Annotated in this window: 22 protein-coding genes; all 22 read right to left on the reverse strand. The window is 70.1% G+C overall.

What is annotated here, in order from left to right; genetic code table 11:
* Positions 1-28: 28 nt before the first annotated feature.
* The 22 genes from nuoN to ACN267_RS23010 all read right to left on the reverse strand — a co-directional run bounded on the left by nuoN (position 29) and on the right by ACN267_RS23010 (position 24,994).
* Positions 29-1,582: an NADH-quinone oxidoreductase subunit NuoN gene (gene nuoN / locus ACN267_RS22905; protein ID WP_204958674.1), complete on the reverse strand. Its 1,554-nt coding sequence runs from the start codon at positions 1,580-1,582 to the stop codon at positions 29-31.
* Positions 1,583-1,646: 64 nt separating this feature from the next.
* Positions 1,647-3,179 carry an NADH-quinone oxidoreductase subunit M gene (locus tag ACN267_RS22910; protein ID WP_421489621.1) on the reverse strand — a complete coding sequence of 511 codons (1,533 nt, stop codon included), beginning with the start codon at positions 3,177-3,179 and terminating at the stop codon, positions 1,647-1,649.
* Between the two features lie 64 nt (positions 3,180-3,243).
* A complete protein-coding gene (gene nuoL, locus ACN267_RS22915) occupies positions 3,244-5,202 on the reverse strand; it encodes an NADH-quinone oxidoreductase subunit L (protein WP_421489622.1) in 1,959 nt (652 codons plus the stop codon).
* Positions 5,203-5,214: 12 nt separating this feature from the next.
* The gene (nuoK, locus tag ACN267_RS22920) at positions 5,215-5,514 is read right to left on the reverse strand and encodes an NADH-quinone oxidoreductase subunit NuoK (RefSeq protein WP_067300503.1); all 300 of its coding nucleotides are present in this window, start codon (positions 5,512-5,514) and stop codon (positions 5,215-5,217) included.
* Between the two features lie 55 nt (positions 5,515-5,569).
* Positions 5,570-6,340 carry an NADH-quinone oxidoreductase subunit J gene (locus tag ACN267_RS22925; RefSeq protein ID WP_204958671.1) on the reverse strand — a complete coding sequence of 257 codons (771 nt, stop codon included), beginning with the start codon at positions 6,338-6,340 and terminating at the stop codon, positions 5,570-5,572.
* Positions 6,337-6,975, reverse strand: coding sequence for an NADH-quinone oxidoreductase subunit NuoI (gene nuoI / locus ACN267_RS22930; protein ID WP_067300509.1), 639 nt, complete (start codon positions 6,973-6,975; stop codon positions 6,337-6,339). Before nuoI ends, ACN267_RS22925 begins: the two co-directional genes overlap by 4 nt.
* A 1-nt stretch (position 6,976) precedes the next feature.
* The gene (gene nuoH, locus ACN267_RS22935; protein ID WP_204958669.1) at positions 6,977-8,326 is read right to left on the reverse strand and encodes an NADH-quinone oxidoreductase subunit NuoH; all 1,350 of its coding nucleotides are present in this window, start codon (positions 8,324-8,326) and stop codon (positions 6,977-6,979) included.
* Complete coding sequence (locus ACN267_RS22940; protein WP_204958668.1) at positions 8,323-10,749, reverse strand: NADH-quinone oxidoreductase subunit G; 2,427 nt, start codon at positions 10,747-10,749, stop codon at positions 8,323-8,325. The genes nuoH and ACN267_RS22940 overlap by 4 nt, the downstream gene beginning before the upstream one ends.
* Before the next feature lie 40 nt (positions 10,750-10,789).
* On the reverse strand, positions 10,790-12,106 hold the full coding sequence (nuoF, locus tag ACN267_RS22945) for an NADH-quinone oxidoreductase subunit NuoF (RefSeq protein WP_204958667.1): 1,317 nt from the start codon (positions 12,104-12,106) through the stop codon (positions 10,790-10,792).
* Positions 12,103-13,203 (reverse strand): NADH-quinone oxidoreductase subunit NuoE, encoded by a 1,101-nt coding sequence (nuoE, locus tag ACN267_RS22950; RefSeq protein ID WP_204958666.1) that lies wholly within the window; start codon positions 13,201-13,203, stop codon positions 12,103-12,105. The genes nuoF and nuoE overlap by 4 nt, the downstream gene beginning before the upstream one ends.
* A gap of 55 nt (positions 13,204-13,258) precedes the next feature.
* Positions 13,259-14,584 carry an NADH-quinone oxidoreductase subunit D gene (locus ACN267_RS22955; protein ID WP_421489623.1) on the reverse strand — a complete coding sequence of 442 codons (1,326 nt, stop codon included), beginning with the start codon at positions 14,582-14,584 and terminating at the stop codon, positions 13,259-13,261.
* The gene (locus ACN267_RS22960) at positions 14,581-15,312 is read right to left on the reverse strand and encodes an NADH-quinone oxidoreductase subunit C (protein ID WP_421489624.1); all 732 of its coding nucleotides are present in this window, start codon (positions 15,310-15,312) and stop codon (positions 14,581-14,583) included. The genes ACN267_RS22955 and ACN267_RS22960 overlap by 4 nt, the downstream gene beginning before the upstream one ends.
* On the reverse strand, positions 15,309-15,986 hold the full coding sequence (locus ACN267_RS22965; RefSeq protein WP_067300532.1) for a NuoB/complex I 20 kDa subunit family protein: 678 nt from the start codon (positions 15,984-15,986) through the stop codon (positions 15,309-15,311). Before ACN267_RS22965 ends, ACN267_RS22960 begins: the two co-directional genes overlap by 4 nt.
* A gap of 14 nt (positions 15,987-16,000) precedes the next feature.
* Positions 16,001-16,366 carry an NADH-quinone oxidoreductase subunit A gene (locus tag ACN267_RS22970; RefSeq protein WP_067300536.1) on the reverse strand — a complete coding sequence of 122 codons (366 nt, stop codon included), beginning with the start codon at positions 16,364-16,366 and terminating at the stop codon, positions 16,001-16,003.
* 136 nt (positions 16,367-16,502) lie between these two features.
* Complete coding sequence (locus ACN267_RS22975; RefSeq protein WP_204958663.1) at positions 16,503-17,777, reverse strand: geranylgeranyl reductase family protein; 1,275 nt, start codon at positions 17,775-17,777, stop codon at positions 16,503-16,505.
* A gap of 134 nt (positions 17,778-17,911) precedes the next feature.
* Positions 17,912-18,133, reverse strand: a complete 222-nt coding sequence (locus ACN267_RS22980; RefSeq protein ID WP_421489625.1) for a hypothetical protein — start codon at positions 18,131-18,133, stop codon at positions 17,912-17,914.
* Positions 18,134-18,200: 67 nt separating this feature from the next.
* Positions 18,201-18,911, reverse strand: a complete 711-nt coding sequence (locus tag ACN267_RS22985; RefSeq protein ID WP_421489626.1) for a demethylmenaquinone methyltransferase — start codon at positions 18,909-18,911, stop codon at positions 18,201-18,203.
* A 160-nt stretch (positions 18,912-19,071) separates the two neighbouring features.
* On the reverse strand, positions 19,072-20,325 hold the full coding sequence (locus tag ACN267_RS22990) for an LPXTG cell wall anchor domain-containing protein (protein WP_421489627.1): 1,254 nt from the start codon (positions 20,323-20,325) through the stop codon (positions 19,072-19,074).
* Between the two features lie 490 nt (positions 20,326-20,815).
* Positions 20,816-22,006, reverse strand: a complete 1,191-nt coding sequence (gene mqnC / locus ACN267_RS22995; RefSeq protein ID WP_421489628.1) for a cyclic dehypoxanthinyl futalosine synthase — start codon at positions 22,004-22,006, stop codon at positions 20,816-20,818.
* Positions 22,007-22,165: 159 nt separating this feature from the next.
* Complete coding sequence (locus ACN267_RS23000; protein WP_421489629.1) at positions 22,166-22,888, reverse strand: hypothetical protein; 723 nt, start codon at positions 22,886-22,888, stop codon at positions 22,166-22,168.
* A 1-nt stretch (position 22,889) separates the two neighbouring features.
* Positions 22,890-23,651, reverse strand: coding sequence for an endonuclease/exonuclease/phosphatase family protein (locus ACN267_RS23005; RefSeq protein WP_421489630.1), 762 nt, complete (start codon positions 23,649-23,651; stop codon positions 22,890-22,892).
* Positions 23,648-24,994, reverse strand: coding sequence for a hypothetical protein (locus ACN267_RS23010; RefSeq protein ID WP_421489631.1), 1,347 nt, complete (start codon positions 24,992-24,994; stop codon positions 23,648-23,650). The genes ACN267_RS23005 and ACN267_RS23010 overlap by 4 nt, the downstream gene beginning before the upstream one ends.
* Between the last annotated feature and the right edge of the window lie 24 nt (positions 24,995-25,018).

Consider the following 25,018-nt stretch of genomic DNA (forward strand, 5'->3'; position numbering starts at 1 on the left):
TACCGGCCCCACGGGCGTACCGGACGGATCACCTGACGAATGCCGCCGCGTCCGTCGCCAGATCGAGCAGAGGCGCCGGCAGCACGCCGAGGATCAGGGTGGCGGCCACCCCGATCATCAGCGCGGTGGCGGTCAGGCCGCCCGGCACCGCGACGGTCGGGGTGCTCTCGCCCGGCTCGGAGAGCCACATCATCACCACGACCCGCAGGTACGGGAAGGCCAGCACCATGCTGGTCAGCACACCGGCCACCACCAGCCAGGCGTGCCCGCTCTCCAGAGCCGGGCCGAAGACCGCGAACTTGCTCATGAAGCCGCTGGTCAACGGGATACCGGCGAAGGCCAGCAGGATGAAGGTGAAGACCCCGGCGTAGAACGGCGAACGGCGGCCCAGCCCGGCCCAGCGGGACAGGTGGGTGGCCTCCCCGTCGGCGTCCCGGACCAGGGTCACCACGGCGAACGCGGCGAGCACCGAGAAGCCGTACGCGGCCAGGTAGAACATCGTGCCGGAGACGCCCGCGCCGGTCGGGGCGAGCACCCCGACGAGCAGGTACCCGGCGTTGGCGATCGACGAGTACGCCAGCAGCCGCTTGATGTCGGTCTGGGTGACCGCCAGCACCGCGCCGATCAGCATGGTGAGCACCGCCACCACCCCGAGGACCGGGGTGAAGTCCCAGGCCGCCTGGTCGAACGCCACGTGGAAGACCCGCAGCAGGGCACCGAACGCGGCCACCTTCGTGCAGGCCGCCATGAAGCCGGTGACCGGGGTGGGCGCGCCCTGGTAGACGTCCGGGGTCCAGACGTGGAACGGGGCGGCGGCGGCCTTGAACAGCAGGCCGATGGCGATCAGCGCCATCCCGGCGAACAGCAGCACCTCGCTGGACGGGGACTCCTTCACCGCGGCGTGCACGGTGGCGAAGTCGACGCCTGCGGACCGGCCCGGGATGCCGGCGGTGAAGCCGTACACCAGCGCCACGCCGAACAGGAAGAACGCCGAGGCGTACGCGCCGAGCAGGAAGTACTTCATGGCCGCTTCCTGGCTCAGCAGCCGCCGGCGACGGGCCAACGCGCAGAGCAGGTAGAGCGGCAGGGAGAAGACCTCCAGCGCGATGAACATGGTCAGCAGGTCGTTCGCCGCCACGAAGATCAGCATGCCGCCGATCGCGAAGCTGGTCAGCGGGTAGACCTCGGTCGCCCCGTTGCGTCCCTCGGCCTGCTTCCGGTCGTCGGCCGACTCGGCGGTCACCGCCGCCTGGGCGACGAACGCGCCGCCGCGCTCCACCGACCGCTCGCCGATCAGCAGCAACGCCATCGCGGCGAGCACCAGGATGGTGCCCTGCAGGAACAGGGTGGGGCCGTCCACCGCCAGTGCCCCGCCCGCCGTCACCAGCCGGGCGTCGGCGCTGAGCACCACCATCACCAACGCGGCGAGCACCGCCACCAGGGACAGCGTCAGCTGCACCAGGTGCCGGCGGCGGCGCGGTACGAACGCCTCCACCAGGACACCGAGCAGGGCGACCCCCAGCATGATCAGGATCGGGGCGATCGCCGCGTAGTCGATCGACGGCAACTTGAGTTCGGTCATCGCAGATGCTGCCTTTCGCCCGCGACTGCGGGGCTCACTCGCTGCGCCCGTTCGCTCCTCGCGCTCACTGTGCAGCCTCCTGGACGCTGCCGACCTCGGGGGCGGGATCGGTCTTGCCGACGTCCTGCATGGTCGCCTGGACGGCGGGGTTGATCACATCGGTGACCGGCTTCGGATAGAAGCCGAGCAGCACGATCAGGGCGATCAGCGGAGCGACCACGGCCTTCTCGCGCAGGGTGAGGTCGCGGTGCATCGCCTTGACCTCGGTCAACTCCGGGTTGAGCGTGCCCTGGGTGGTGCGCTGCACCATCCACAGCACGTACGCGGCGGCCAGGATGATGCCCAGCGTGGCGATCACCGCGACCGGCTTGTTGACCGTGAACGTGCCGATCAGCACCAGGAACTCGGAGACGAACGGCGCGGTGCCGGGCAACGCCAGCGAGGCCAGACCGGCGAAGAAGAGCACCCCGGCCAGCAGCGGGACCAGCTTGCCCGCCCCGCCGAAGTCGGAGATCAGCGACGATCCCCGGCGGGCGATGAGCATCCCGACGACCAGGAACAGCAGGCCGGTGGCGAGCCCGTGGTTGAGCATGTAGAGCACCGCGCCGGTGCCCGCCTGGGTGGTGAAGGCGAAGATGCCGACCCCGATGAACCCGAAGTGCGCGATCGAGGTGTACGACACCAGCCGCTTCAGGTCGGACTGGCCGACGGCGAGCAACGCGGCGTAGAGGATGCCGATCAGGCCCAGCGCCAGCGCCCACGGCGCGAACCACTTCGACGCCTCCGGGAACAGCGGCAGGCAGTACCGCAGGATGCCGAACGTGCCGACCTTGTCCAGCACGCCGACCAGCAGCGCGGCGGCACCCGCCGGGGCGGCCCGACCGGCGTCCGGCAGCCAGGTGTGGAACGGGAAGAACGGCGCCTTGATCGCGAAGGCGAGGAAGAAGCCGAGGAACAGCCAGCGCTCGGTGCCGGTGGAGATGTCCACCTGGGTCAGCGCCTGCCAGTCGAAGGTCTTGCCGCCGACCACCCACAGGCCGATCACCGCGGCCAGCATGAACAGCCCGCCGACCAGCGAGTAGAGGAAGAACTTCACCGCCGCGTACTGCCGCTGGTGGCCGCCGTAGCTGCCGATCAGGAAGTACATCGGCACCAGCATGACCTCGAAGAACACATAGAACAGGAAGACGTCGGCGGCGGCGAAGACACCGATCATCGTGGATTCGAGGACGAGCAGCAGGGCGAAGTAGGCAGGCACCGACCGCTTCGAGGCGTCGGCGTCGTGCCAGGAGGCCAGGATCACCAGCGGCACCAGCACCGCGATCAGCATCAGCATGACCAGCGCGATGCCGTCGACCGCGAAGGTGAAGTTGACGTCCCAGGTGGGGATCCACGGGTACGACTCGTGGAACTGGAGCCGGTCACCGTCGGCGGAGAAGGTGACCCACATCACCACCGACAGCGCCAGCACCAGCAGCGACCAGCCGAACGCCACCTGCTTGGCCAGGTCGGGCCGGCGACGCGGCAGGAAGGCCACGACCAGGGCACCGACCAGCGGTGCCACCGTCAGCACCGAGAGGAACGGGAAGTTGGACATTATGCGGCCTTACCTCCGTCGTGGATGCGGGGCCCGCCGGCGGGGGCGGTCGCATTGAGGTCGATCACGCCAGCCACCCCGCCTGCACCGCCAGGAACGCCGCCACCACGAGCAGCGCGCCGGTCAGGATCGAGGTGGCGTACGACCGGACGAAACCGGTCTGCCACCGCCGGAGCCGACCCGAACCGCCCCCGACCCCGGCGGCCAGGCCGTTGACCAGCCCGTCGACGCCCCGGTTGTCGAGGAAGACCAGCGCCCGGGTGAGGAAGATGCCCGGCTTCTCGAAGACCACCTCGTTGAAGGCGTCCGTGTAGAGGTTGCGTCGGGCGGCGGTGACCAGCACCCCGGCCGGCTGCGGCGCGGTGGCCGTGCCGTTGCGGAACAGCGCCCAGGCCAGCCCGGCACCGAGCACCGTCACCACCAGCGACAGCGTGGTCAGCAGCCAGTGCGGCAGGACCGCTGCGTGCTCGGCGTGCTCGCCGCCCAGCCCGGCGGTGGCGGTCAGCCAGTCCGGTACGGAGGTGGCGAGCAGGAAACCGGCACCGACCGAGCCGATCGCCAGCAGGATCAGCGGGATGGTCATCAGCTTCGGCGACTCGTGCGGGTGCTCGATGTCCTCGGTCCACCGCTTCGGGCCGTGGAAGGTCAGCACGAACAACCGGGTCATGTAGAACGCGGTCAGCCCCGCGCCGAGCAGCGCCGCCCCGCCGAACAGCCAGGCCGTCCAGCCCTCCCGCTCGAACGCGGCCACGATGATCGGCTCCTTGGAGAAGAAGCCGGAGAACGGGAACATGCCGATGATGGCGAGCCAGCCCATCATGAAGGTGATCCAGGTGGTCTTCATGTACTTCGACAGCCCGCCGAAGCGGCGGATGTCCACCTGGTCGTGCATGCCGTGCATCACCGAGCCGGCACCGAGGAACATGTTGGCCTTGAAGAAGCCGTGCGCCAGCAGGTGCACGATGGCCAGCGCGTACGCCGCGCCGCCGAGGCCCACGCCGAGGAACATGTAGCCGATCTGGCTGACCGTCGACCAGGCCAGCACCCGCTTGATGTCGTCCTTGGCCGCGCCGATGACGCAGCCCATCAGCAGGGTCAACGCGCCGACGCTGACCACCACGAGCTGGAGCGTCTCGTTGGCCGAGAAGATCGGGTTGGAGCGGGCGATCAGGTAGACGCCGGCGGTGACCATGGTGGCCGCGTGGATCAGCGCCGACACCGGGGTCGGGCCCTCCATCGCGTCCGGCAGCCACGCCTGGAGCGGGAACTGGCCGGACTTGCCGGCCGCACCGAGCAGCAGCAGCAGGCCCAGCACCAGCACCGTGCCGCTGGCCAGCCCGCCCACGGAGGAGAAGACCTCGTCGTACTGGGTGGTGCCGAGGGTGGCGAACAGGATGAAGATGCCGATCGCCAGGCCGGCGTCGCCGACCCGGTTCATCAGGAACGCCTTCTTGCCGGCGGTGGCCGCGCTCGGCCGGCCGTACCAGAAGGAGATCAGCAGGTACGACGCCAGACCGACGCCCTCCCAGCCGAAGTAGAGCATCACGTAGTTGTTGCCGAGCACCAGCAGCAGCATCGCGGCGACGAACAGGTTGAAGTACGCGAAGAACCGTCGCCGGCCCTCGTCGTGCGCCATGTACTCGACCGCGTAGAGGTGGATCAGGAAACCCACCCCGGTGATCAGCAGGACGAAGACCGCGGCCAGCGGGTCGAAGAGCAGACCGAAGTCCACCCGCAGGTTGCCGACCGTGATGAAGTCCCAGAGGCTCAGCTCGACGGACTTGTTCTCCAGCCCGCGCAGCTGGAAGAACGAGGTGAGCCCCAGCACGAACGCGGCACCGATCGCCGCCACGCCCAGCCAGTGCCCCCAGCGGTCGGCCCGCCGGCCGAGCAGCAGCAGGATCGCCGCGCTGGCCAACGGGATCGCCACCAGCAGCCAGACGCTGCTCAGCAGGCCGTCCGCCGCCGCGTAGGTGACGGCGCCGGTCGGCTCTGCCTGGGCGTACGTCAGAATCTCATCCACCGCAGGGCCCCTTTAGTACTTCAGCAGGTTGGCGTCGTCGACGCTCGCGGAGCGTCGGGTCCGGAAGATCGACATGATGATCGCGAGCCCGACCACGACCTCGGCCGCCGCCACCACCATCACGAAGAACGCCATGATCTGTCCGTTGAGGTCACCGTTGATCCGGCTGAAGGTGACCAGCGTCAGGTTGGCCGCGTTGAGCATCAGCTCGACGCACATGAACAGCACGATCGCGTTACGCCGCACCAGCACGCCGACCGCGCCGACGGTGAACAGCACCGCGGCCAGGATCAGGTAGTAGTCGGGGGTCACCGGACCGACCTTTCGTTCGCGACTGCGGGGCTCCGCTTCGCTGCACTCCTCGCGCTCACCGTTCCGTCCCCTTCAGGGTGGTTTCCTCGGCGGTCAGCTCCCGCTGCGGCAGGATCGCCGGGGTGCTGCGGTCGGTCAGCCGACCGTCGGGCAGCCGGGCCGGGGTGGCCACCGAGGAGGAGGTGGCGAAGACGCCCGGACCGGGCTTCGGGCCGGGGTAGTTGCCGGGGCGGAACCGGGCCTTCATCGTGGCGACCTGGTCCATCTTGTCTTCCTTGCGCCGCTCGATGTGCGCCAGCACCATCGCCCCGATCGCCGCCGTGATCAGCAGCGCGGAGGTCAGCTCGAAGGCGAAGACGTACTTGGTGAACAGCAGCCGGGCGATTCCCTGCACGTTGCCCTCCGCGTTGGCCTGCTCCAGACCGACGGCGGTGACCCCGTCCAGCGCCCGGTACAGGCCGGTGCCGACCAGCCCGGCGAAGCCGAGCCCGAGCACCACCGCGGCGACCCGCTGGCCGCGCAGCGTCTCGATCAGCGAGTCGGAGGCGTCCCGACCGACCAGCATCAGCACGAACAGGAACAGCATCATGATCGCGCCGGTGTAGACGATGATCTGCACCATGCCGATGAACGGCCCCGCCTGGAGCACGTAGAACACGCCCAGGCAGAGCATGGTGAGCACCAGGAACAGCGCCGAGTGCACGGCGTTGCGCGCCCAGACCATGCCGATCGCGCCGATCAGCGCCAGCGGGGCGAGGATCCAGAAGGTGACCTCCTCACCCCCGGACACCTGGCCCGCCGCGGCGAGCACCGTGGACGTGTTCATGCTCCGGCTCCCTTGCCCGCCGCCCGCTGAGCCGCCTGCTCGGCACCCGGGAAGGTCACCCCGGGGTGCTCCTCGACCCGGTAGCGGCCGGGCCCCATCGGCGACTGCTCGGCACCGGCCGAGGTGCCCGGGTTGGTCAGCGCGCCGACGTAGTAGTCCTTCTCGCTGTCACCGAGCCGCATCGGGTGCGGCGGCTGCTCCATGCCTTCGAGCAGCGGAGCGAGCAACTGCTCCTTGGTGAAGATCAGGTCCTGCCGGTTGTCCCGGGCCAGCTCGTACTCGTTGCTCATGGTCAGCGAACGGGTCGGGCAGGCCTCGATGCAGAGCCCGCAGAAGATGCACCGGGCGTAGTTGATCTGGTAGACGCTGGCGTACCGCTCGCCCGGCGAGAAGCGCTGCTCGTCGGTGTTGTCGCCACCCTCGACGTAGATCGCGTCCGCCGGGCAGGCCCAGGCGCACAGCTCGCAGCCGATGCACTTCTCCAGGCCGTCCGGGTGCCGGTTGAGGATGTGCCGCCCGTGGTAGCGCGGCGCCGAAACCGGCGGCTTGAACGGGTAGTCGGTGGTGACGACCTTCCTGAACATGTGCGAGAAGGTGACCCCGAAGCCCTTGAACGTTCCGGTGATCGCGCCCACGTCACACCTCCCTGGAGTCCGAGCCGGTGGCGATGTTGGCCGGCTCCCGCTCGGCGACCACGCGCTTGGTGCGCGGGCTCGGTGGTACCTGTAGATCCAGCGGGGGCAGCGGGAAGCTGCCGTACGGCCGGCTGTCGGCCTGTTCCTGCGGGGTCGGCTTCGGGGCCGGCTTGCGGCTCGGCCACAGCAGCGTCGCGAGCAGCAGCACACCCGCACCGATGGCGGTGGCGAGCAGCCGGTCCCGCGACTGCCAGTCCTCGATGGAGCGCAGCCCGGCCAGGACGAGGATCCAGACCAGGTTGATCGGCAGCAGCACCTTCCAGCCGAAGCGCATGAACTGGTCGTAGCGCAGCCGGGGCAGGGTGCCCCGCAGCCAGACGAAGACGAAGACCAGCATCAGCACCTTGCCGAAGAACCAGAGCATCGGCCACCAGCCGGTGTTGGCGTCGGCCCACAGGGTGATCGGCCAGGGGGCCCGCCAGCCGCCGAGGAACAGCGTCGTGGTCACCGCGGACATGGTCACCATGGCTACGTACTCGGAGAGCATGAACAGCGCGAACTTCAGCGAGCTGTACTCGGTCATGAAGCCGGCGACCAGCTCCGACTCCGCCTCGGGCAGGTCGAACGGCGCCCGGTTGGTCTCCCCGACGGTGGCGATGAAGAAGATGATGAAGCTGGGCAGCAGCAGGATCGCGTACCAGCCCGGCGCGGGGATCTCGGTGCCGGCGATGGTGAGCCGGGTGGCGTCCCCCTGGGCGGCGACGATCCCGCTGGTGGACATGGTGCCGGCGGTCATGAACACCGCCACGATGCTCAGCCCCATCGCGACCTCGTACGAGATCATCTGGGCGCTGGAGCGCAGGCCGCCGAGCAGCGGGTACGTCGAGCCGGAGGCCCAACCACCGAGCACGATGCCGTAGACGGCCAGCGACGAGCAGGCCAGCAGCACCAGCACCGCCACCGGCACGTCGGTGACCTGCAACGGGGTCCGGTGGCCGAAGATGCTCACCATCGGGCCGAACGGGATCACCGACAGCGCGGTGACCGCGCAGACCACCGAGATGACCGGGGCGAAGAAGTAGACCACCTTGTCGGCGGCCTTCGGGAGGATGTCCTCCTTGAAGGCCATCTTGAGGCCGTCGGCGAGGGTCTGCAGCAGGCCGAACGGGCCGACCTGGTTGGGGCCGGGCCGGACCTGCATGTAGCCGACGACCCGCCGCTCGAACCAGACGCCGAGCAGGGTGGCGAGCAGACCGAAGACGAAGGCAAAGACGATCTTGATAAGGACCAGCCACCACGGGTCCCTGCCGAAGTCCGCCAGTGTCGGGTCCTGCGCCAGGAGGGTGTTCACTGTGCACCTCCGGAGATCCGGACCACCGTGCCGGACGCGACGCCGAGGCTGCGCCGTACGGTCGAACCGGGCGAGTTGGTCGGCAGCCAGACGACACCGTCGGGCATCTCGGTGATGGCCGCCGGCAGGGTGACCGCACCCCGGTCGGTGCCCACCGTGACCGGGTCACCGTCGGCCACGCCGAGCGTCTCGGCGGTGCCCTTGCCCAGCCGGACCACCGGCGGACGGGCGGTGCCGGCGAGGTGCTCGTCGCCGTCGGTGAGGCTGCCCAGGTCGATCAGCTGGTGCCAGGTCGCCAGCACCGCCTCGCCCGCACCCGGCTGGGGCACGGTCGCCGGGGCCACCGACGGGCTGACCGGCCGGTCCGCCCGGGTCGGCGGCAGCGCGCCCAGCTCCCGGCGGATGCTCGACACGTCGCCGGTGCCGAGCCGGACGTCGAGCTGCGCGGCGATCGCGTCCAACACCCGGGCGTCGGTCATCGCGGTGGTGTGCAGCACCGCCTCGAAGGTGCGCAGCCGGCCCTCCCAGTCGAGGAAGCTGCCGGCCTTCTCGACCACCGGGGCCACCGGCAGCACCACGTCGGCCCGGCGGGCCACCGCCGAGTTGCGCAGCTCCAGGCTGACCAGGAAGGGCACCGCGTCGAGCGCCTGCTCGGCCAGCCTCGGGTCGGCCAGGTCGGCCGGGTCCACCCCGGCCACCACCAGGGCGCCGAGCTGACCGTTCGCGGCGGCGGCCAGGATCTGGTCGGTGTCCCGACCGGCCTGGCTGGGGATCACCCCGGCCGGAATGTCCCACGCCTCACCCAGTTCGGCACGGGCCGACGGCTCGGTCACCGGACGTCCACCGGGCAGCAGGTTGGGCAGGCAACCCGCGTCGACCGCACCCCGGTCACCCGCGCGCCGCGGCACCCAGGCCAGCTTCGCACCGGTACGCCTGGCGACGTCCGCGGCGGCGGAGAGGCCACCCGGCACGCCGGCCAGCCGCTCGCCGACGAACAGGATCGCGCCCTCGGCGCTCAGCGCCTCGGCCACCGTGTCGTGCTCGGCGAGCACGCTCGCCTCCTCGCCCGGCACCACCCGGGCCAGCTTGGCCCCGAGCTTCTCCAGGCCGCGGGTGGCGAACGGGGCGATCGCGTAGACCGTCAGCTTCTTCTTCAGGTACGCCTTGCGCAGCCGCAGGAAGAGGATCGGGCACTCCTCCTCCGGCTCCAGCCCGACCAGCACCACCGTGGACGCCTTCTCCACGTCGGCGTAGGTCACGTCGGTGACCCCGGCGACGGTGCTGGCCAGGAAGTCGGACTCCTCGCGGGAGACCGGCCGGGCCCGGAAGTCGATGTCGTTGGTGTTGAGGGCGACCCGGGCGAACTTCGCGTACGCATAGGCGTCCTCGACGGTCAGCCGGCCGCCGGTGAGCACCGCCGTGCCGCGACCCTCGTCGCGGGCGGCCCGCAGCCCGTCGGCGGCCCGGGTCAGCGCCTCGCTCCAGGACGCCTCCCGCAGCTCACCTGACTTCTCGTCACGCACCAGCGGGGTGGTGAGCCGGTCGAAGGCGCGGGTGTACTGGAAGCCCCACCGCCCCTTGTCGCAGTTCCACTCCTCGTTGACCTGCGGGTCGTCCCCGGCGAGGCGGCGCAGCACCTTGCCCCGTCGCCAGTCGGTGCGCTGCGCGCAGCCGGCCGAGCAGTGCTCGCAGACGCTCGGGCTGGAGACCAGGTCGAACGGGCGGGCCCGGAACCGGTACTGCGCCCCGGTGAGCGCGCCGACCGGGCAGATCTGCACGGTGTTACCGGAGAAGTACGAGTTGAAGGGGACGTCGCCGGAGTCGCCCTCGGCACCGTAGGCGTCGTCCCGGTAGATGTTGATCTCCTCGGCGGACGACCGGCCCATCAGGTCGATGAACTTGTCGCCGGCGATCTCCTCGGAGAACCGGGTGCAGCGCTGGCAGAGCACGCAGCGCTCCCGGTCGAGCAGCACCTGGGTGCTGATCTCCATCGGCTTGACGTACTCCCGCTTGTGCTCGTGGAAGCGGGAGTCGGTACGGCCGGTGGACATCGCCTGGTTCTGCAGCGGGCACTCACCGCCCTTGTCGCACATCGGGCAGTCCAGCGGGTGGTTGACCAGCAGCAGCTCCATCACCCCCTCCTGCGCCTTCTTGGCGACCGGGGAGGTGAGCTGGGTACGGACCACCATGCCCTCGGCGACGGTCTGGGTGCAGGAGGCGACCGGCTTGCGCTGCCCCTCCACCTCGACCAGGCACTGCCGGCAGGCGCCGGCCGGGGCCAGCAGCGGGTGGTCACAGAACCGGGGGATCTCGGTGCCCAACTGCTCGGCGACCCGGATCAGCAGCGCCCCCTTGGGGGCGGTGACCTCGACGCCGTCGATGGTGAGCGTGACCGTCTCGGTCTGCTTGGCTACGTCGGTCATCAGAGTCGCCTTCCCTTCGCGACTACAGGACTCGCGTTCATCAGTGCGCCCCCACCAGCTGCTTGTCCGACAGCTTCGGCGCGGTACGCCCCTCGATGTAGTCGAGGTAGTCCTGCTTGAAGTACTGCAACGACGAGGTCACCGAGCTGGTCGCGCCGTCACCCAGACCGCAGAACGAGCGGCCGAGGATGTTGTCGCAGGTGTCGAGCAGAGTGTCCAGGTCCTCGTGGGTACCCTGGCCGGCCAGGATGCGCCGGTAGACCCGGACCATCCAGTAGTTGCCCTCCCGGCACGGGGTGCACTTGCCGCACGACTCGTGGTGGTAGAACTCCAGCCACCGGTAGGTCGCGTAGACCGGGCAGTCCTGGTCGGAGAAGATCTGGGTGGCCGTGGTGCCCAGGATCGAGCCGGCCGCCGCCACCCCCTCGAAGTCCAGCGGCACGTCCAGGTGCTCGGCGGTGAGCAGCGGGGTGGACGATCCGCCGGGCGTCCAGAACCTGAGCTGGTGACCGGGCTGCATCCCGCCGGCCAGCTCGATCAGCTCGCGCAGGGTGACGCCCAGGCCGCACTCGAACTGGCCCGGGTTGACGATCCGCCCGGAGAGCGAGTAGATCATCGGTCCGGACGACTTTTCGGTGCCCATGGACTTCCACCAGTCCGCGCCGCCCAGCACGATGTACGGGACGCTGGCGATGGTGCCGACGTTGTTGACCACCGTCGGGCTGGCGTACAGGCCGTGGGTGGCCGGGAACGGCGGGCGGAGCCGGGGCTGACCCCGGAACCCCTCCAGCGAGTCCAGCAGCGCCGTCTCCTCGCCGCAGATGTATGCCCCGGCACCGGAGTGCACGACCAGTTCCAGGTCGAACCCGGTGCCCAGGATGTTGCGCCCGAGGTAGCCCTTGGCCTGTGCCTCGGCCACCGCGTTGCGCAGCCGGCGGGCGGCGTGCACCGCCTCACCCCGGATGTAGATGTAGGCCCGGCTGGCCCGGATCGCGTACGAGGCGATGATGACCCCCTCGACCAGCGAGTGCGGGTCGTGGGTCATCAGCGGCAGGTCCTTGCAGGTGCCCGGCTCGCCCTCGTCGGCGTTGACCACCAGGTAGTGCGGCTTGCCGTCGCCCTGCGGGATGAAGCCCCACTTCAGGCCGGTGGGGAAGCCCGCGCCACCCCGGCCACGCAGGCCGGAGTCCTTGATCAGCTGGATCAGGTCGTCCGGGTGGGCCCTGAGGGCCTTGCGCAGCGCGGCGTAGCCGTCGAGCTTCTCGTAGCCGCCGATCCGCCAGGCGTCCGGGGACAGCCAGCGGCGGGTCAGCACCGGGGTCAGCTTGGCCAGGGTCTCCGGCCGGGGAGTGGTCACTTCTGGGCCCCCGTCTCGCTCGCGACGGCGGAGCCCGCGCCGGCAGCGCCCGTTTCCGCCTCGGCTTCCTTGAGGTTGCGCTCCTGCGCACCGGCCTCGTCGCCGGCGGGCTTGCCGTCACCGGCGGGGGCGTTCGCGGCCACCCCGGCCGCCTGCGCCGCCTGCGCGTCGCGGGACGCCGGTGGCGTGCCGTCGGCCGGGACCCTGGTGCCGGGGGCGTCCGGCACGGCGGTGGCCGCGTCGGGCTGCCGGGTCTCGGCGGTACGCACCTGCGGCGACTTGTCGTCCGGGGCCTTCACGTCCGGCGCGGTGCTGCCGGTGACCTGCTCCGGCTTCGCCGCCGGAGCGGCCGGGGCGGGGGCCTTGGCGGCCTCGGCCTTCGCCTTGGCCTCGGCGGCGGCCCGGTCGGCCTCGGCCTTGCTGCGGATCGGGGTCTTCGGGTCGTAGCCCGGTGCCGTGATGCCGTGCTGCTCGGCCAGGCGCAGGCCACGCAGGGTGGCCTCGCCCGGCCCGCCGTCGGCCACCGCGCCGTCGCGCTCGTCGGCGAAGCCGGCGAGCTGGACCGCCATCTCCTTGAGCGTGCAGAGCCGGGCACCCCGGGTCGGCATCGGCCGGCCCCCGGCGCGCAGCTCGTCCACCACACCGACCGCGCCCTGCGGGTCGACGCCGTCGAAGAAGTCGTAGTTGACGGTCATGACCGGGCCGTAGTCGCACGCCGCCAGGCACTCGGCGTGCTCCAGGGTGATCTTCCCGTCGGCGGTGGTCTCGTCGTGCCCGACGCCCAGGTGCTCGACGAGCGTGTCGTAGACCTCCTGCCCGCCGAGCACGTTGCACATCGTGTTGGTGCAGACGCTGACCAGGTAGTCACCGGTGGGCCGGCGCTTGTACATGGTGTAGAAGGTGGCCACCGCGCCGACCTGGGCCTTGTTCAGTCCCAGCACCTCGGCGCAGAACGCCACCCCGGCCGGGGAGACGTAGCCCTCCTCGGCCTGCACCAGGTGCAGCAGCGGCAGCAGCGCCGAGCGGGACCGGTCGGCCGGGTAGCGGGCGATGATCTCCCGCGCCCGGACCCGGGTCTCTTCAGTAAACGTCGTCATCAGAGTCGCCTTCCGTTCGCGACTGCGGGGCTCCGCTTCGCTGCACTCCTCGCGCTCACCGGTCACAACCACCCATCACGGGGTCCAGCGAGGCGCCACCGGCGATCACGTCGGCGATCAGGCCGCCCTCGGCCATCGCCGGAAGGGCCTGGAGGTTGACGAAGCTCGGCTCCCGGTAGTGCACCCGGTACGGCCGGGTGCCACCGTCGGAGACCGCGTGCACGCCCAGCTCGCCCCGGGGCGACTCGATGCCGACGTACACCTGGCCCGGCGGGACCCGGAAGCCCTCGGTGACCAGCTTGAAGTGATGGATCAGCGACTCCATCGACTGACCCATGATCTTGGCGACGTGCTCCAGCGAGTTGCCCATGCCGTCCACGCCGATGGCGAGCTGCGCCGGCCAGGCGATCTTGCGGTCGGCGACCATCACCGGGCCCGGCTTCAACCGGTCCAACGCCTGCTCGACCAGCTTGAGCGACTCCCGGATCTCGGCGAGCCGGACCAGGTAGCGGCCCCAGACGTCACCGTCCGGGTGGGTCGGCACGTCGAACTCGTACGTCTCGTAGCCGCAGTACGGCATGGTCTTGCGCAGATCCCAGGCCAGGCCGGCGGAGCGCAACACCGGGCCGGTGACGCCGAGCGCGACACAGGCGGTCACGTCGAGCACCGCGACGCCCTGGGTGCGCTCGGTCCAGATCGGCTGACCGGAGAGGAGGTCCTCGTACTCCTTGAGCTTCTTCGGCATCATCGCGAGGAAGTCGCGGATCTTGGCGATCGCCGCGTCCGGGACGTCCTGCGCCACCCCGCCCGGCCGGACGTACGCGTGGTTCATCCGCAGGCCGGTGATGGTCTCGAAGATGTCGAGGATGTACTCCCGCTCGCGGAAGCCGTACAGCATGATCGAGATCGCGCCCAGCTCCATGCCGGTGGTGGCCAGCCAGACCAGGTGCGAGGAGATCCGGTTCAGCTCCATCATCAGGACCCGGATCGTGGTGGCCCGCTCGGTGATGTCGTCGGTGATGCCGAGCAGCTTCTCCACCGCGAGGCTGTACGCCGTCTCGTTGAAGATCGGGGAGAGGTAGTCCATCCGGGTCACGAACGTCGAACCCTGCACCCAGTTGCGGTATTCGAGGTTCTTCTCGATGCCGGTGTGCAGGTAGCCGACGACCGAGCGGGCCTCGCGGACCGTCTCGCCCTCCAGCTCCAGGATCAGCCGGAGCACGCCGTGCGTCGACGGGTGCTGCGGACCCATGTTCACGACGATCCGCTCGTCGTTGATCGGGTCGGTGCCGGAGACGACCTGGTCCCAGTCCCCACCGGTGACGGTGAAGACCCGCCCCTCGGTGGTCTCCCGTTCGGTCGCGTAGTTGGACGTGGTCACTGGTATGACCTCCTACGGTCCGGCGGCGGGATCTCCGCGCCCTTGTACTCGACGGGGACGCCGCCGAGCGGGTAGTCCTTGCGCTGCGGGTGGCCCTCCCAGTCGTCCGGCATCAGGACCCGGGTCAGGTTGGGGTGGCCGTCGAAGATGACCCCGAACATGTCGTACGCCTCGCGCTCCTGCCAGTCGGCCGTCGGGTAGACGGCGGTGACGCTGGGCAGGTGCGGGTGCTCGGCGGAGACGGCCGCCTCCAGCCGGACCCGCCGCCGGTAGGTCATCGAGGTGAGCTGGTAGACCACGTGCAGCCGGCGCTCGTCGGCACCGAGGTAGTCCACCCCGGACACCGAGGAACACAGCTCGAAGCGCAGCGCGAGGTCGTCCCGCATCACCTGGCACACCTCGGCGATCCGCTCCGGGCGTACGTGCAGGGTCAGCTCGCCCCGGTCGACGACGACCTTCTCGATCGCGTCGCCGAACTGCGGGTACGCCTCCTCCAGCGCGTCGCGCACCTCGTCGAAGTAGCCCCCGTACGGCCGGGGCGCCTCCTCGATCGGGGTGCGGTGGCGGACCAGGCCGCCGTAGCCGGAGACGTCGCCGGTGCCCTGCATGCCGAACATGCCGCGCCCGGCCGGGCTGGACGGCGGCAGCTCGGCGGGAGCACCGCTGGTCGCACCGGCCGGGGTGACCGGCACCGGCACCCCGCCGTCGTTCTTCCTATCGTTGCTCATTTGGGGCCAGCCTGGGTCTGGAGGTGGTTCTGGGCGTTCATCCAGTTCTCGATCCGCAACTGCTCCTCGCGCCCCTCACGGACCGCCTTCGTCCATTCGGCACGGCGGGCCTTGTCGTTGCGGTACGACGACGGCATCGAGCCGTACGGCACCACGGGCACGTCACCGCGCTCCAGCCGGGCCGCCTGCATCTTGCGGCCGTTCGGGCCCAGCGGCTCGTACATGATCTTCTCGCGGAGCTTGAGGATCGCGTCGATGAGCATCTCGGGGCGGGGCGGGCAGCCCGGCAGGTACATGTCGACCGGGACGACGTGGTCGACGCCCTGGACGATCGCGTAGTTGTTGAACATGCCGCCGCTGCTGGCGCAGACGCCCATGGAGAGCACCCAGCGGGGCTCGGCCATCTGGTCGTAGATCTGGCGCAGCACCGGGGCCATCTTCTGGCTCACCCGGCCGGCCACGATCATCAGGTCGGCCTGGCGCGGCGAGGCGCGGAAGACCTCCATGCCCCAGCGGCCCATGTCGTAGTGCGGGCCACCGGCCGCCATCATCTCGATGGCGCAGCAGGCCAGGCCGAAGGTGGCGCCCCAGACGGACGACTTCCGCGACCAGTTGACCAGCTTCTCCACGGAGGTGAGCAGGACGCCGGCGGGGAGTTTCTCCTCGATGCCCATCTGACGTTCCTCCCTCAGTCCCAGTCCAGCCCGCCGCGCCGCCACACGTAGGCGTACGCGACGAAGACCGCGACGATGAACAGGACCATCTCCACGAAGCCGAAGATCGGCAGGGCGTCGAAGGAGACCGCCCAGGGGTAGAGGAAGATGATCTCGATGTCGAAGACGATGAAGAGCATCGCCGTCAGGTAGAACTTGATCGGGAACCGTCCCCCGCCCACGGGCTGCGGGCTGGGCTCGATCCCACACTCGTACGCCTCGAGCTTGGCCTTGTTGTAGCGCCGGGGACCGGCGAAGCGGGCGGCGGCCACGGAGAACAGCGAGAACGCCGCGGCGAGGGCGAACAGCCCGATGATCGGTGCGTAAGGCGAGAGCGACATCTTTTCTCCTGCTCGTCCTTCCCCTGCCCCAGGTGCTTGACAAAATTCACACTATTCACGTCCCTCGTGACTGCCGTCAGCGGGGGTCGATCCCTGTCCGTGCCGGTGCCGCCGTTGGCCCTGGCCCGGTCACGCCTCACACGGCCGGGGCCGCCTTCGTCATCGCGTTGATGACCCGGTCCATCGCGTCCCCGCCGCGCGGGTCGGTCAGGTTGGCCAGCAGCTTGAGCACGAAGCGCATCAGCATCGGGTGCGGCATGCCGTGCTTGGTCGCCATCCGCATCACCTCGGGCCGGCCGATCAGCTTGACGAAGATCCCGCCGAGCCGGTAATAGCCACCGAAGCGGGCCTTCAGCTCCTGCGGGTACGCGGTCAGCGCCCGCTCCCGCTCCGGGCCGGCCGGCCGGGCCAGCGCCTGCACGATGACCTCGGCGGCCAGTTCACCGGACTCCATCGCGTACGCGATGCCCTCGCCGTTGAACGGGTTGACCATGCCGCCGGAGTCGCCGACCAGCAGGACCCCCCGGGTGTAGTGCGGCACCCGGTTGAAGCCCATCGGCAGCGCCGCGCCGAGGATCGGGCCGTCGGCGTTGGTCTCGTCGGTCATCCCCCAGTCCGCCGGGGTGTTGGCCAGCCAGTCGGTCAGCAGCCGCCGGTAGTTCGTCTTGCCGAACGCGGAGGAGGAGTTGAGCACGCCGAGGCCGACGTTGACCCGGCCGTCACCGAGGCCGAAGATCCAGCCGTAGCCGGGCAGCAACGCGTCGCTGCCCTTGCTGCGCAGCTCCAGCCAGGACTCCAGATAGTCGTCGTCGTGCCGGGCCGGCGAGCGGTAGTAGCGGCGGACGGCCACGCCGATCGGCCGGTCCTCCCGCTTGGCCAGGCCCAGGGCGAGCGGGAACCGGCCGGAGACGCCGTCCGCGGCGACCACCAGCGGGGCGTGGAAGGTGGCCGGTTCCCGGTCCGGGCCGACCTCGGCGGTCACCCCGACCACCCGGTCGGCCGCGTCGAGCACCGGGCCGATGACGTTGACGTTGGTCCGCAGTTCGACACCGGCGGAGACCGCCCGCTGGGCGAGCAGGTCGTCGAAGTCCAGCCGGGTGCGGACCAGGCCGTAGTTGGGGAAGCTGGCCAGGTCGGGCCAGTCCAGTTCGAGGCGTACCCCGCCGCCGATCACCCGCAGGCCCTTGTTGTGCAGCCAGCCGGCCTCGGGCGAGGTGTCCACGCCCATCCGGATGAGCTGCCGGGTCGCCCGGGGGGTGAGCCCGTCCCCGCACACCTTCTCGCGGGGGAACTCGGTCTTCTCCAGCAGCAGCACGCGTACGCCGTGCCGCGCCAGGTGGTACGCCGTCGCCGATCCACCGGGACCGGCGCCCACCACGATCACGTCGGCGTCGTTCTCCACCGATGTCATCTGCGCCTCCTCCCGCACGCTCGTGAAATGCTTCACAAGCCGATCGGGTTGGAGTCTATGACCGTGGTTACACAGCTGCCGGGTGAGGGGTACCTAACTTCCTGGAAACAGGCCGGTCGGGGTGGGTTCGTCCCTCAGTTCCGGGCGACGTCGAGCCCGTCACCGGTCCGGATCGCCCCCGCCAGGTGGTCACGCAGCGCTCCACCGGCCGCCTTGTCGAGGGCACCCAGCACCTCGGCCACCACCTGACGGACCTCGGCCGGGTCCGCACCGGCCAGCTCCCTGAGCTGGGCGACCAGCTCGGCGGCATCGTCGTCGGCGGGGATCGCGGGGTCGGTGGGCACTACTCCGGTCATGCCGGGGAGCTTACGCCCCAATTTAGACCAAAGGCAGACATTAAGGAAAAAGCGGCTTCACCCTCGGTCACGTCCGGGTGGCCCGGTGCAGGGCCACCACCCCGCCGGTCAGGTTGCGCCACGCCACCCGGCCCCAGCCGGCCGCGCCGACCCGCGCCGCCAGGGCCGCCTGGTCCGGCCAGGCCCGGATCGACTCGGCCAGGTAGACGTACGCGTCGGGGTTGCTGGACACCGTCCGGGCCACCACCGGCAACGACCGCATCAGGTACGACAGGTAGACGGTACGGAAGGCCGGGTGCACCGGCGTGCTGAACTCGCAGACCACCAGCCGGCCCCCCGGCCGGGTCACCCGGGCCAGTTCCCCCAGCGCCGCATCGGGATCGTTGACGTTGCGCAGGGCGAAGGAGATCGTCACCGCGTCGAACGAGGCGTCGGCGAAGGGCAGCCGCAGCGCGTCCCCGGCCAGCAGCGGCACCTCCGGCCGGACCCGCTTGCCGGCGTGCAGCATCCCCTGCGACAGGTCAGCCCCCACCGCGTACGCCCCGGAGCGGGCCAGTTCCTGCGTCGACACCCCGGTGCCGGCGCCCACGTCCAGCACCCGCTCACCGGGGAGCAGCCCGAGCGCCGCCCGGGTGGCCCGTCGCCACGACCGGTCCTGCCCGAAGGACAGCACCGTGTTGGTCAGGTCGTAGCGGGCGGCCACCCCGTCGAACATCGCGGTGACCTCGTGCGGGGACTTGTCCAGGCCGGCGCGCTGGCCCTGCGGGGTACGGCTCACCCCTCCACTCTGCCAGCCTGACCCCACCCACCCGCCGGTGGGTCCGACCGACCCGGGGGTCGGCGACGGGCGGCACGCAAGGCGGGGCGGACGCGCGGCGGGCGGGGTGGTCGCCCACCCCGCCCGCCGTCCTGCCGTGGTGCGGAAAACCTGCCTCCGGTCAGCTCTGCGGCTTCTCGTCGCCCGGTGCCACCAGCACCAGCCGACGCCGACGGGCGAGCATCAGCATCGCGCCGCCCGCGAGCAGCACGACGACGCCGATGCCACCGATCAGGGTGGCCTGCGCACCGGTCACCGGCAGACCGCCGTCGCCGCCACCCGTGCCGCCACCGGTCGTCGGGCTGACGCTGGTGCTCGGGCTCGGCTGACCGCTGGTGCTCGGGCTCGGCTCACCGGTCGGGCTGGGGCTCGGGCTCGGGCCGGTGCTCAGGTCGACGAACACGTCGAACAACGAGGTGTTGTCCCCGTCGTCGGTCTCGGTGAAGACCTTGCGCTGCGCCTTGCTGGCGACCTGCGGCTCCTCCTCCGGGGTGCCCTCGGCCTCGGTCAGCCCGGCGGCGAACAGGACGCCCGGGGTGAGCACCTTCTCGGTGACGCCCGTGCCGACCTTGATCCGGACGTCGGCCGTGTAGAACTCGCCCGGCCGCAGCACCGCGCCGGAGTCCTCGCAGTACGCCACCACGCCGCCCAGGTCCTGCGTGACGCAGCTCTCCGGCAGGTCGACGAAGCTGGCGCCCTCCGGCAGGGCGATCCCGTAGAAGACGCCGGTCGCGCGGCGGCTGCCGCCGTTGTAGACCGCCCAGTCCAGCGGGGCGGTCCCGCCGGGCTTGACGCCGGTCAGTCCGCTCTCGCCGGCCTCGTCGCCGTCGACCACCACGTCGGCGTAGACGTCCTGCACCCAGGTGGTCAGGTCGTAGCCGGGCTTGACGACCATGATGTCGTGGTCGACCGAGTCCGACGTGGTGTTGGACCCGCTCACGGTCACCTTCAGCACGCCCGCCTTGCCGCGCGAGTCGGTGCCGAACAGCGGGATGCCGAACTCCTCGGTGGTGCCGGCGGCGATGTCGTCGGTGGTGCCCCCCAGGTCGGACAGGGAGCAGGTGAAGGCGGTGCCGCTGACGTCGCAGGCGTCCGGTTTGAGCACCCCGACCTTGTTGGGCTTCAGGCCCGCGGTCTCGACGGTGACCTTCACGTTCTTGGCGTCGACCGTGCCGCGGACGTTCTGCACGGAGAACTTGAACGGCTTGGCCTTGGCCTCCTTGACGCCCAGGGCCAGCTGGGAGCTGAGCGGGACGAGGTCGAGCTGCGCCTGGTCGGCGGCGCTGGCCGGGGCGGCGACGGTGGCCAGGCCACCGACGGCGAGCAGGGCCACGGCGCCGAGGCGGGCCAGGGCCGAGCGGTGGAACAGAGTCATCGATCCCCCGGGGGGCTAGGGACTGCTGGGAAAGGTGGGGCTGATGTGGCGAACCGAGCGGACGTTATCCGAGATCGACGCCGGTACGCCAGCCGTGACGTGCGTTTTTGTCCGAGACGGGGCCGAACGGAGGAGGAGCGGGGGCGGGACGGTCACCCGTCCCGCCCCCGTTTTATATGAACGGCCCTCCCGGGCCGATGGAGGACGTACGACACTCGTCATCCGCTCGCCGCAGGCGGTCAGCGGAGGTACGTCGGGCGCACGTTAGCGGGCACCGCCGCGCCGCGCCAACCCCCGCGCCGTAGCGCCGGCTGCGGAATATCCGCCCAGCGTGCCGCACGCCGCCCCAATTGCCGCGTCTTGTGGGGGCTGGTCCCGCGCCGCCTCGGCCGAACGGCGACCACGAATATCCCCTGGGCCGACACCCGGACCCGTTCAGCCAGTCACGATTCCAGCCCGACCGGTGACTCCCCGCGACAATCGGCCGGGCTCAGCGTGCCTCGACGAGCGGCAGCGTACGGCCGGCGCCCCCGCCGGGCATGGCGATCGAGGAGAAGTGCGACACCACCCGGTCGTCGGTCGGGTCGTCGGCGGGGGTGTGGTGCACCGCCAGCCGCCGGTAGAGGGTGTCCCGCTGGGCCGGGATCCGGTCCGCCGAGCGGATCATGCCGATCAGCTCGTGCAGGTTGGACCGGTGCCGCGCGCCGGCCGAGGAGATGACGTTCTCCTCCAGCATGATCGAACCGAGGTCGTCGACGCCCATGTGCAGGGCGAGCTGGCCGACGTCCTTGCCGGTGGTCAGCCAGGACGCCTGCAGGTGCGGCACGGTCTCGAAGAACAGCCGGGCCACCGCCACCAGGCGCAGGTACTCCAGGGTGGTGGCCTGGGTGCGGCCCTTGAGGTGGTTGTTCTCCGGCTGGTACGTCCACGGGATGAACGCCCGGAACCCCCGGGTGCGGTCCTGCACGTCGCGGATCATCCGCAGGTGCTCGATCCGCTCGGCGTTGGTCTCGCCGGTGCCCATCATCATCGTGGCGGTGGACTCCAGACCCTGCCGGTGGGCCAACTCCATGACCTCCAGCCAGCGCGCGCCGGACTCCTTGAGCGGGGCGATCGCCTTACGCGGGCGGTCCGGCAGCATCTCGGCCCCGGCGCCGGCGATCGAGTCCAGCCCGGCGGCCTTGATCCGGGCGATGGCCTCGTCCAGGCTCACGCCGGAGACCTTCGCCATGTGCAGGATCTCGCTCGGCCCGATCGAGTGGATCGCGAGCTGCGGGTACGCCGTCTTGACCGAGGAGAACAGCTCCTCGTAGTACTCCACGCCGTAGTCCGGGTGGTGGCCGCCCTGGAGCATGACCTGGGTGGCGCCCAACTCGACCGCCTCGCCGCAGCGACGCAGGATCTCCTCGGTCGGGTGGGTCCAGCCCTCGGCGTGCTTGGGGGCCCGGTAGAAGGCGCAGAACTTGCACGCCGTCACGCAGACGTTGGTGTAGTTGATGTTGCGGTCGATCAGGTAGGTGACGATGTTGTCCGGGTAGCGCCGCCGGCGTACCGCGTCCGCCGCCTCGCCCAAGGCGTGGAAGGGCGCCTCGGTGTAGAGCAGCAGCGCCTCCTCGGGCGTGATCCGCCCGCCGTCAGCGCCGCGTTGCAGGATGTCGTCGATCTCCCGGTTCGCCGTCACAACCCGAGCGTACGCCGGACAGCCCTCCGGTTCCGCACAGCACCGGCGACGGGTGACAAGCACCCCACCGGCGCCCGGTGCGCGCCGGGAGGCCCCCCACCTCGCCCGGCGCTGGCCGACGGGCCCGTCCGGGTGACCTGCCCGTGGCTCCGCACGCCATCAGGCGGCGAGATGACTTCTCAGCGCCATCAACCTGCCACGCATCTCCTCGATGTCGAAGGTGCGCCGACCCACCCGCGCCGGCACTGTCTCGGTGGTGTCCACCAGGACCGACGACCAGTCACGCGACAGCCGTCCCTGGAGCATGAGGGTGACGGTGGTGGTCGACGCCGCCTCCACCCGGTGCAGCAGGTCGTACGGCATCGAGTAGGACGAGCCCGGTGTGAGTTGGACTGCCAGGGTCTCCCGTACGGACACCACGTCCACGAGGTCGAAACGCCAGGCCGACTCGCCATCCCGGCTCGACTCCCGGTAGCGGGTGAGGACCGCTCCGCTCCTGGCCGGGTGGTAGTAGCGGCAGTCGAGTCGACCGGCGACCACCACCGAGGAAAAGTCGAAGCGGTGATCGTGGACATGTTCGCGCATCCTGGGCCGCCCAGGCCACCAGACGTGCATGCGCAACTGGCCGAATTCACCGAAGGTAGCCAGAATGAACTTGTCGAAGCCGAGAGCATGCGGATGCGAACGAGCGGCCACCGCGTCCGCGCGGGAGTCGTCGTCCAGCAACTCGGTGAGCAGGGCACTCAACCGTTCCGGCCGTCCCAGCCCTCGCAGGATGCTGATGGCGGACCCGGACGGCTGCCCCGCACTGTCGGCGAGTGCCGCCATGATCTGCCGCTCAACAGCCGACATCGAGTTTGTGCCCAGCACGAGCGACGACATGTCACCACCTCGACACGAGATCCACCACACATAGTTCGTGATCCGAGAAATTGGTCACCAGCTTTGGCTCGGCACCTCGCGACAGGTCGGCCGAGAAGAGAATGTCGTCGATCGCCATCCCGTTGTGCGTCGCCATCTCGCCGAACGCCCGCACCATCGGGCTCGCCATCGAGCCCAGCACCAGGTCGCGATCCTCCGTGTTGAAGTCACCACAGATGACCACCTGCCCCCCGACAGACCGGGGCAGTGCTGCCGACACCGACTTCCATATTCCGGAGAACGCCGGCTCGCGAGCGTCCCGACCAAACCGGTGGAAGGGGAATGAATGCAGCGAGGCGACGGTCACCTCGGTAAACCCGAAATCGAGCGTGCAGGACACCATTCCCTTGTCGTGCAGCGCCATGACGGTGCGGCCCCTGGTGGCGGAAAGCTGCGGGTTGGGCAGCACGACTCCACCGATCCGGCTGACCGGGTAGCGGCTGGCGATGGCGACACCCGCCCGCTTGCCCTGCTCGAACGACGACTCGGAGAGCGGCAGGGTGGCCGCATACTGCAACGCCGTTCTGGTGAGCAGCGCCGACAGGACCTCCGACTCGCCCTCAGTCGTGAAGTCCACCTCCTGCAGGGCAAGCACGTCGATGTCGAACTCGTTGACGAGATCGACCATCTCGGCCAGCGCCTCCGGCCGACGGGTCACGTCGTCACTGGCGGCGGGCAATCCCTCCCGGACGTTCCAGGTCGCAACCCGGATCCGATCGGTCAAGGTGGCCAGGGCAGATTCAGCATCGAGTAGTCCCGTACGACCAGCACCCCCTGATAGGTCATCCACGTGGGCTCCTTTCGCTCCTCTTTCCACTTCCACACCCCATTCTCTTGAAGGTCGAGCACTGCCCTGACCGCCTGCTGCAGGTGCGGCAGGCGCCGCTCATCGACCGCGCGACACATGAGCGCCCGCGCCACCCAGGCCGGCGTGAAGTGGCCGACGATGATGGTGTCCATCGCGTCGCCCGCACTGGTCAACCGCCGTAGCTGCTCGTCAGTGACGTCGTAGTGGGAGTTTCGGATCAGCCATTCGATGCCCGCGTCCACACACTCGTCGAGCTTCTCCCGTCGGTCACCGCGAACCGCCTGAGCGGCCTTGCGGAGAGCCACCACGGCTCTCGCGGTGTGCGGTACGGATGGCGCACTTCCGTGGTTCACCGTCATGCCCCAGGCCATGCAGGCCGGCTCCCCCTCCGCCTGCTGCCGGACGGCGCCCTCCACCAGGTGGGTCGTCAACTCATCGAGCTTGGCCGAGGCGGGCGCAACCTCGGCGAGCGCCGAGATCGCCGAGCTGAGAACCGTCACGCGCTGCCAGCCGACACCGTCGACCTCCGGCGTCATCATGCGTTCGAGTTGTCCCACCAACTCGGAGCGGATGGCGGGATCCAGGCCGGTTCGTACGAGTGCGGTGAGCACCCATGCCGTGACTTCCGGTCGGGCGACATCCTGTTGGGAGCGGGCGACCCAACCCCCTGCCGGCCGTTGTAGCGCCACCACGTTGTCCACCAACCGCCGGCGGTCGAGCCGCGCCTCCCTGAGGTCCAGTGCGAGGGCGATACGAAGGCCGTACGACGTCCCGATGGCGCTCGGCGGGACCTGCTCCCCCATGAACTGCGACCACCCGAAAACCTCACCCCGGGTCCCGCTGGCGGTACGCAGATCGGCCATCAGCCGGCTCCGGGTGCCCTCCATGATCTGCCGTGCGGAGACGAACGACCTCGGCCGCGGTTCCCGGGCCCCGGGCAGCATCGTGCCGGCAGCCAACGAGGGGCCCACGAATCTCTGCAGCCCCGGTCGCTGGACGAGCCATTTGAGGGTGATCCCCATACAGAGGGCGGCCAGCACGGCAAAGGCATAACGCACCCAGTCCTGGCTGAACCACTGATTGGGCAGGTGATCGACCAGAAGGCTGTACGTCGCGAAGATGAGCGCGAAGGGACCCAGATCGGCTATCCGCCGTCCGAGGCTCCGCAGCCGGCCACGAGTCGGGCCTGCGGTCTCACGCTGAGGTTCAAGCGCCGACAACGGCTCGTTGCCACGGGCCGTCTTCTCACTCAGCGTCACGCGCTCTCCGATCACATCGCCCAG

Origin of the sequence: Micromonospora sp. WMMD734, assembly GCF_049178975.1 — a bacterium.
Taxonomy (GTDB): domain Bacteria; phylum Actinomycetota; class Actinomycetes; order Mycobacteriales; family Micromonosporaceae; genus Micromonospora; species Micromonospora wenchangensis.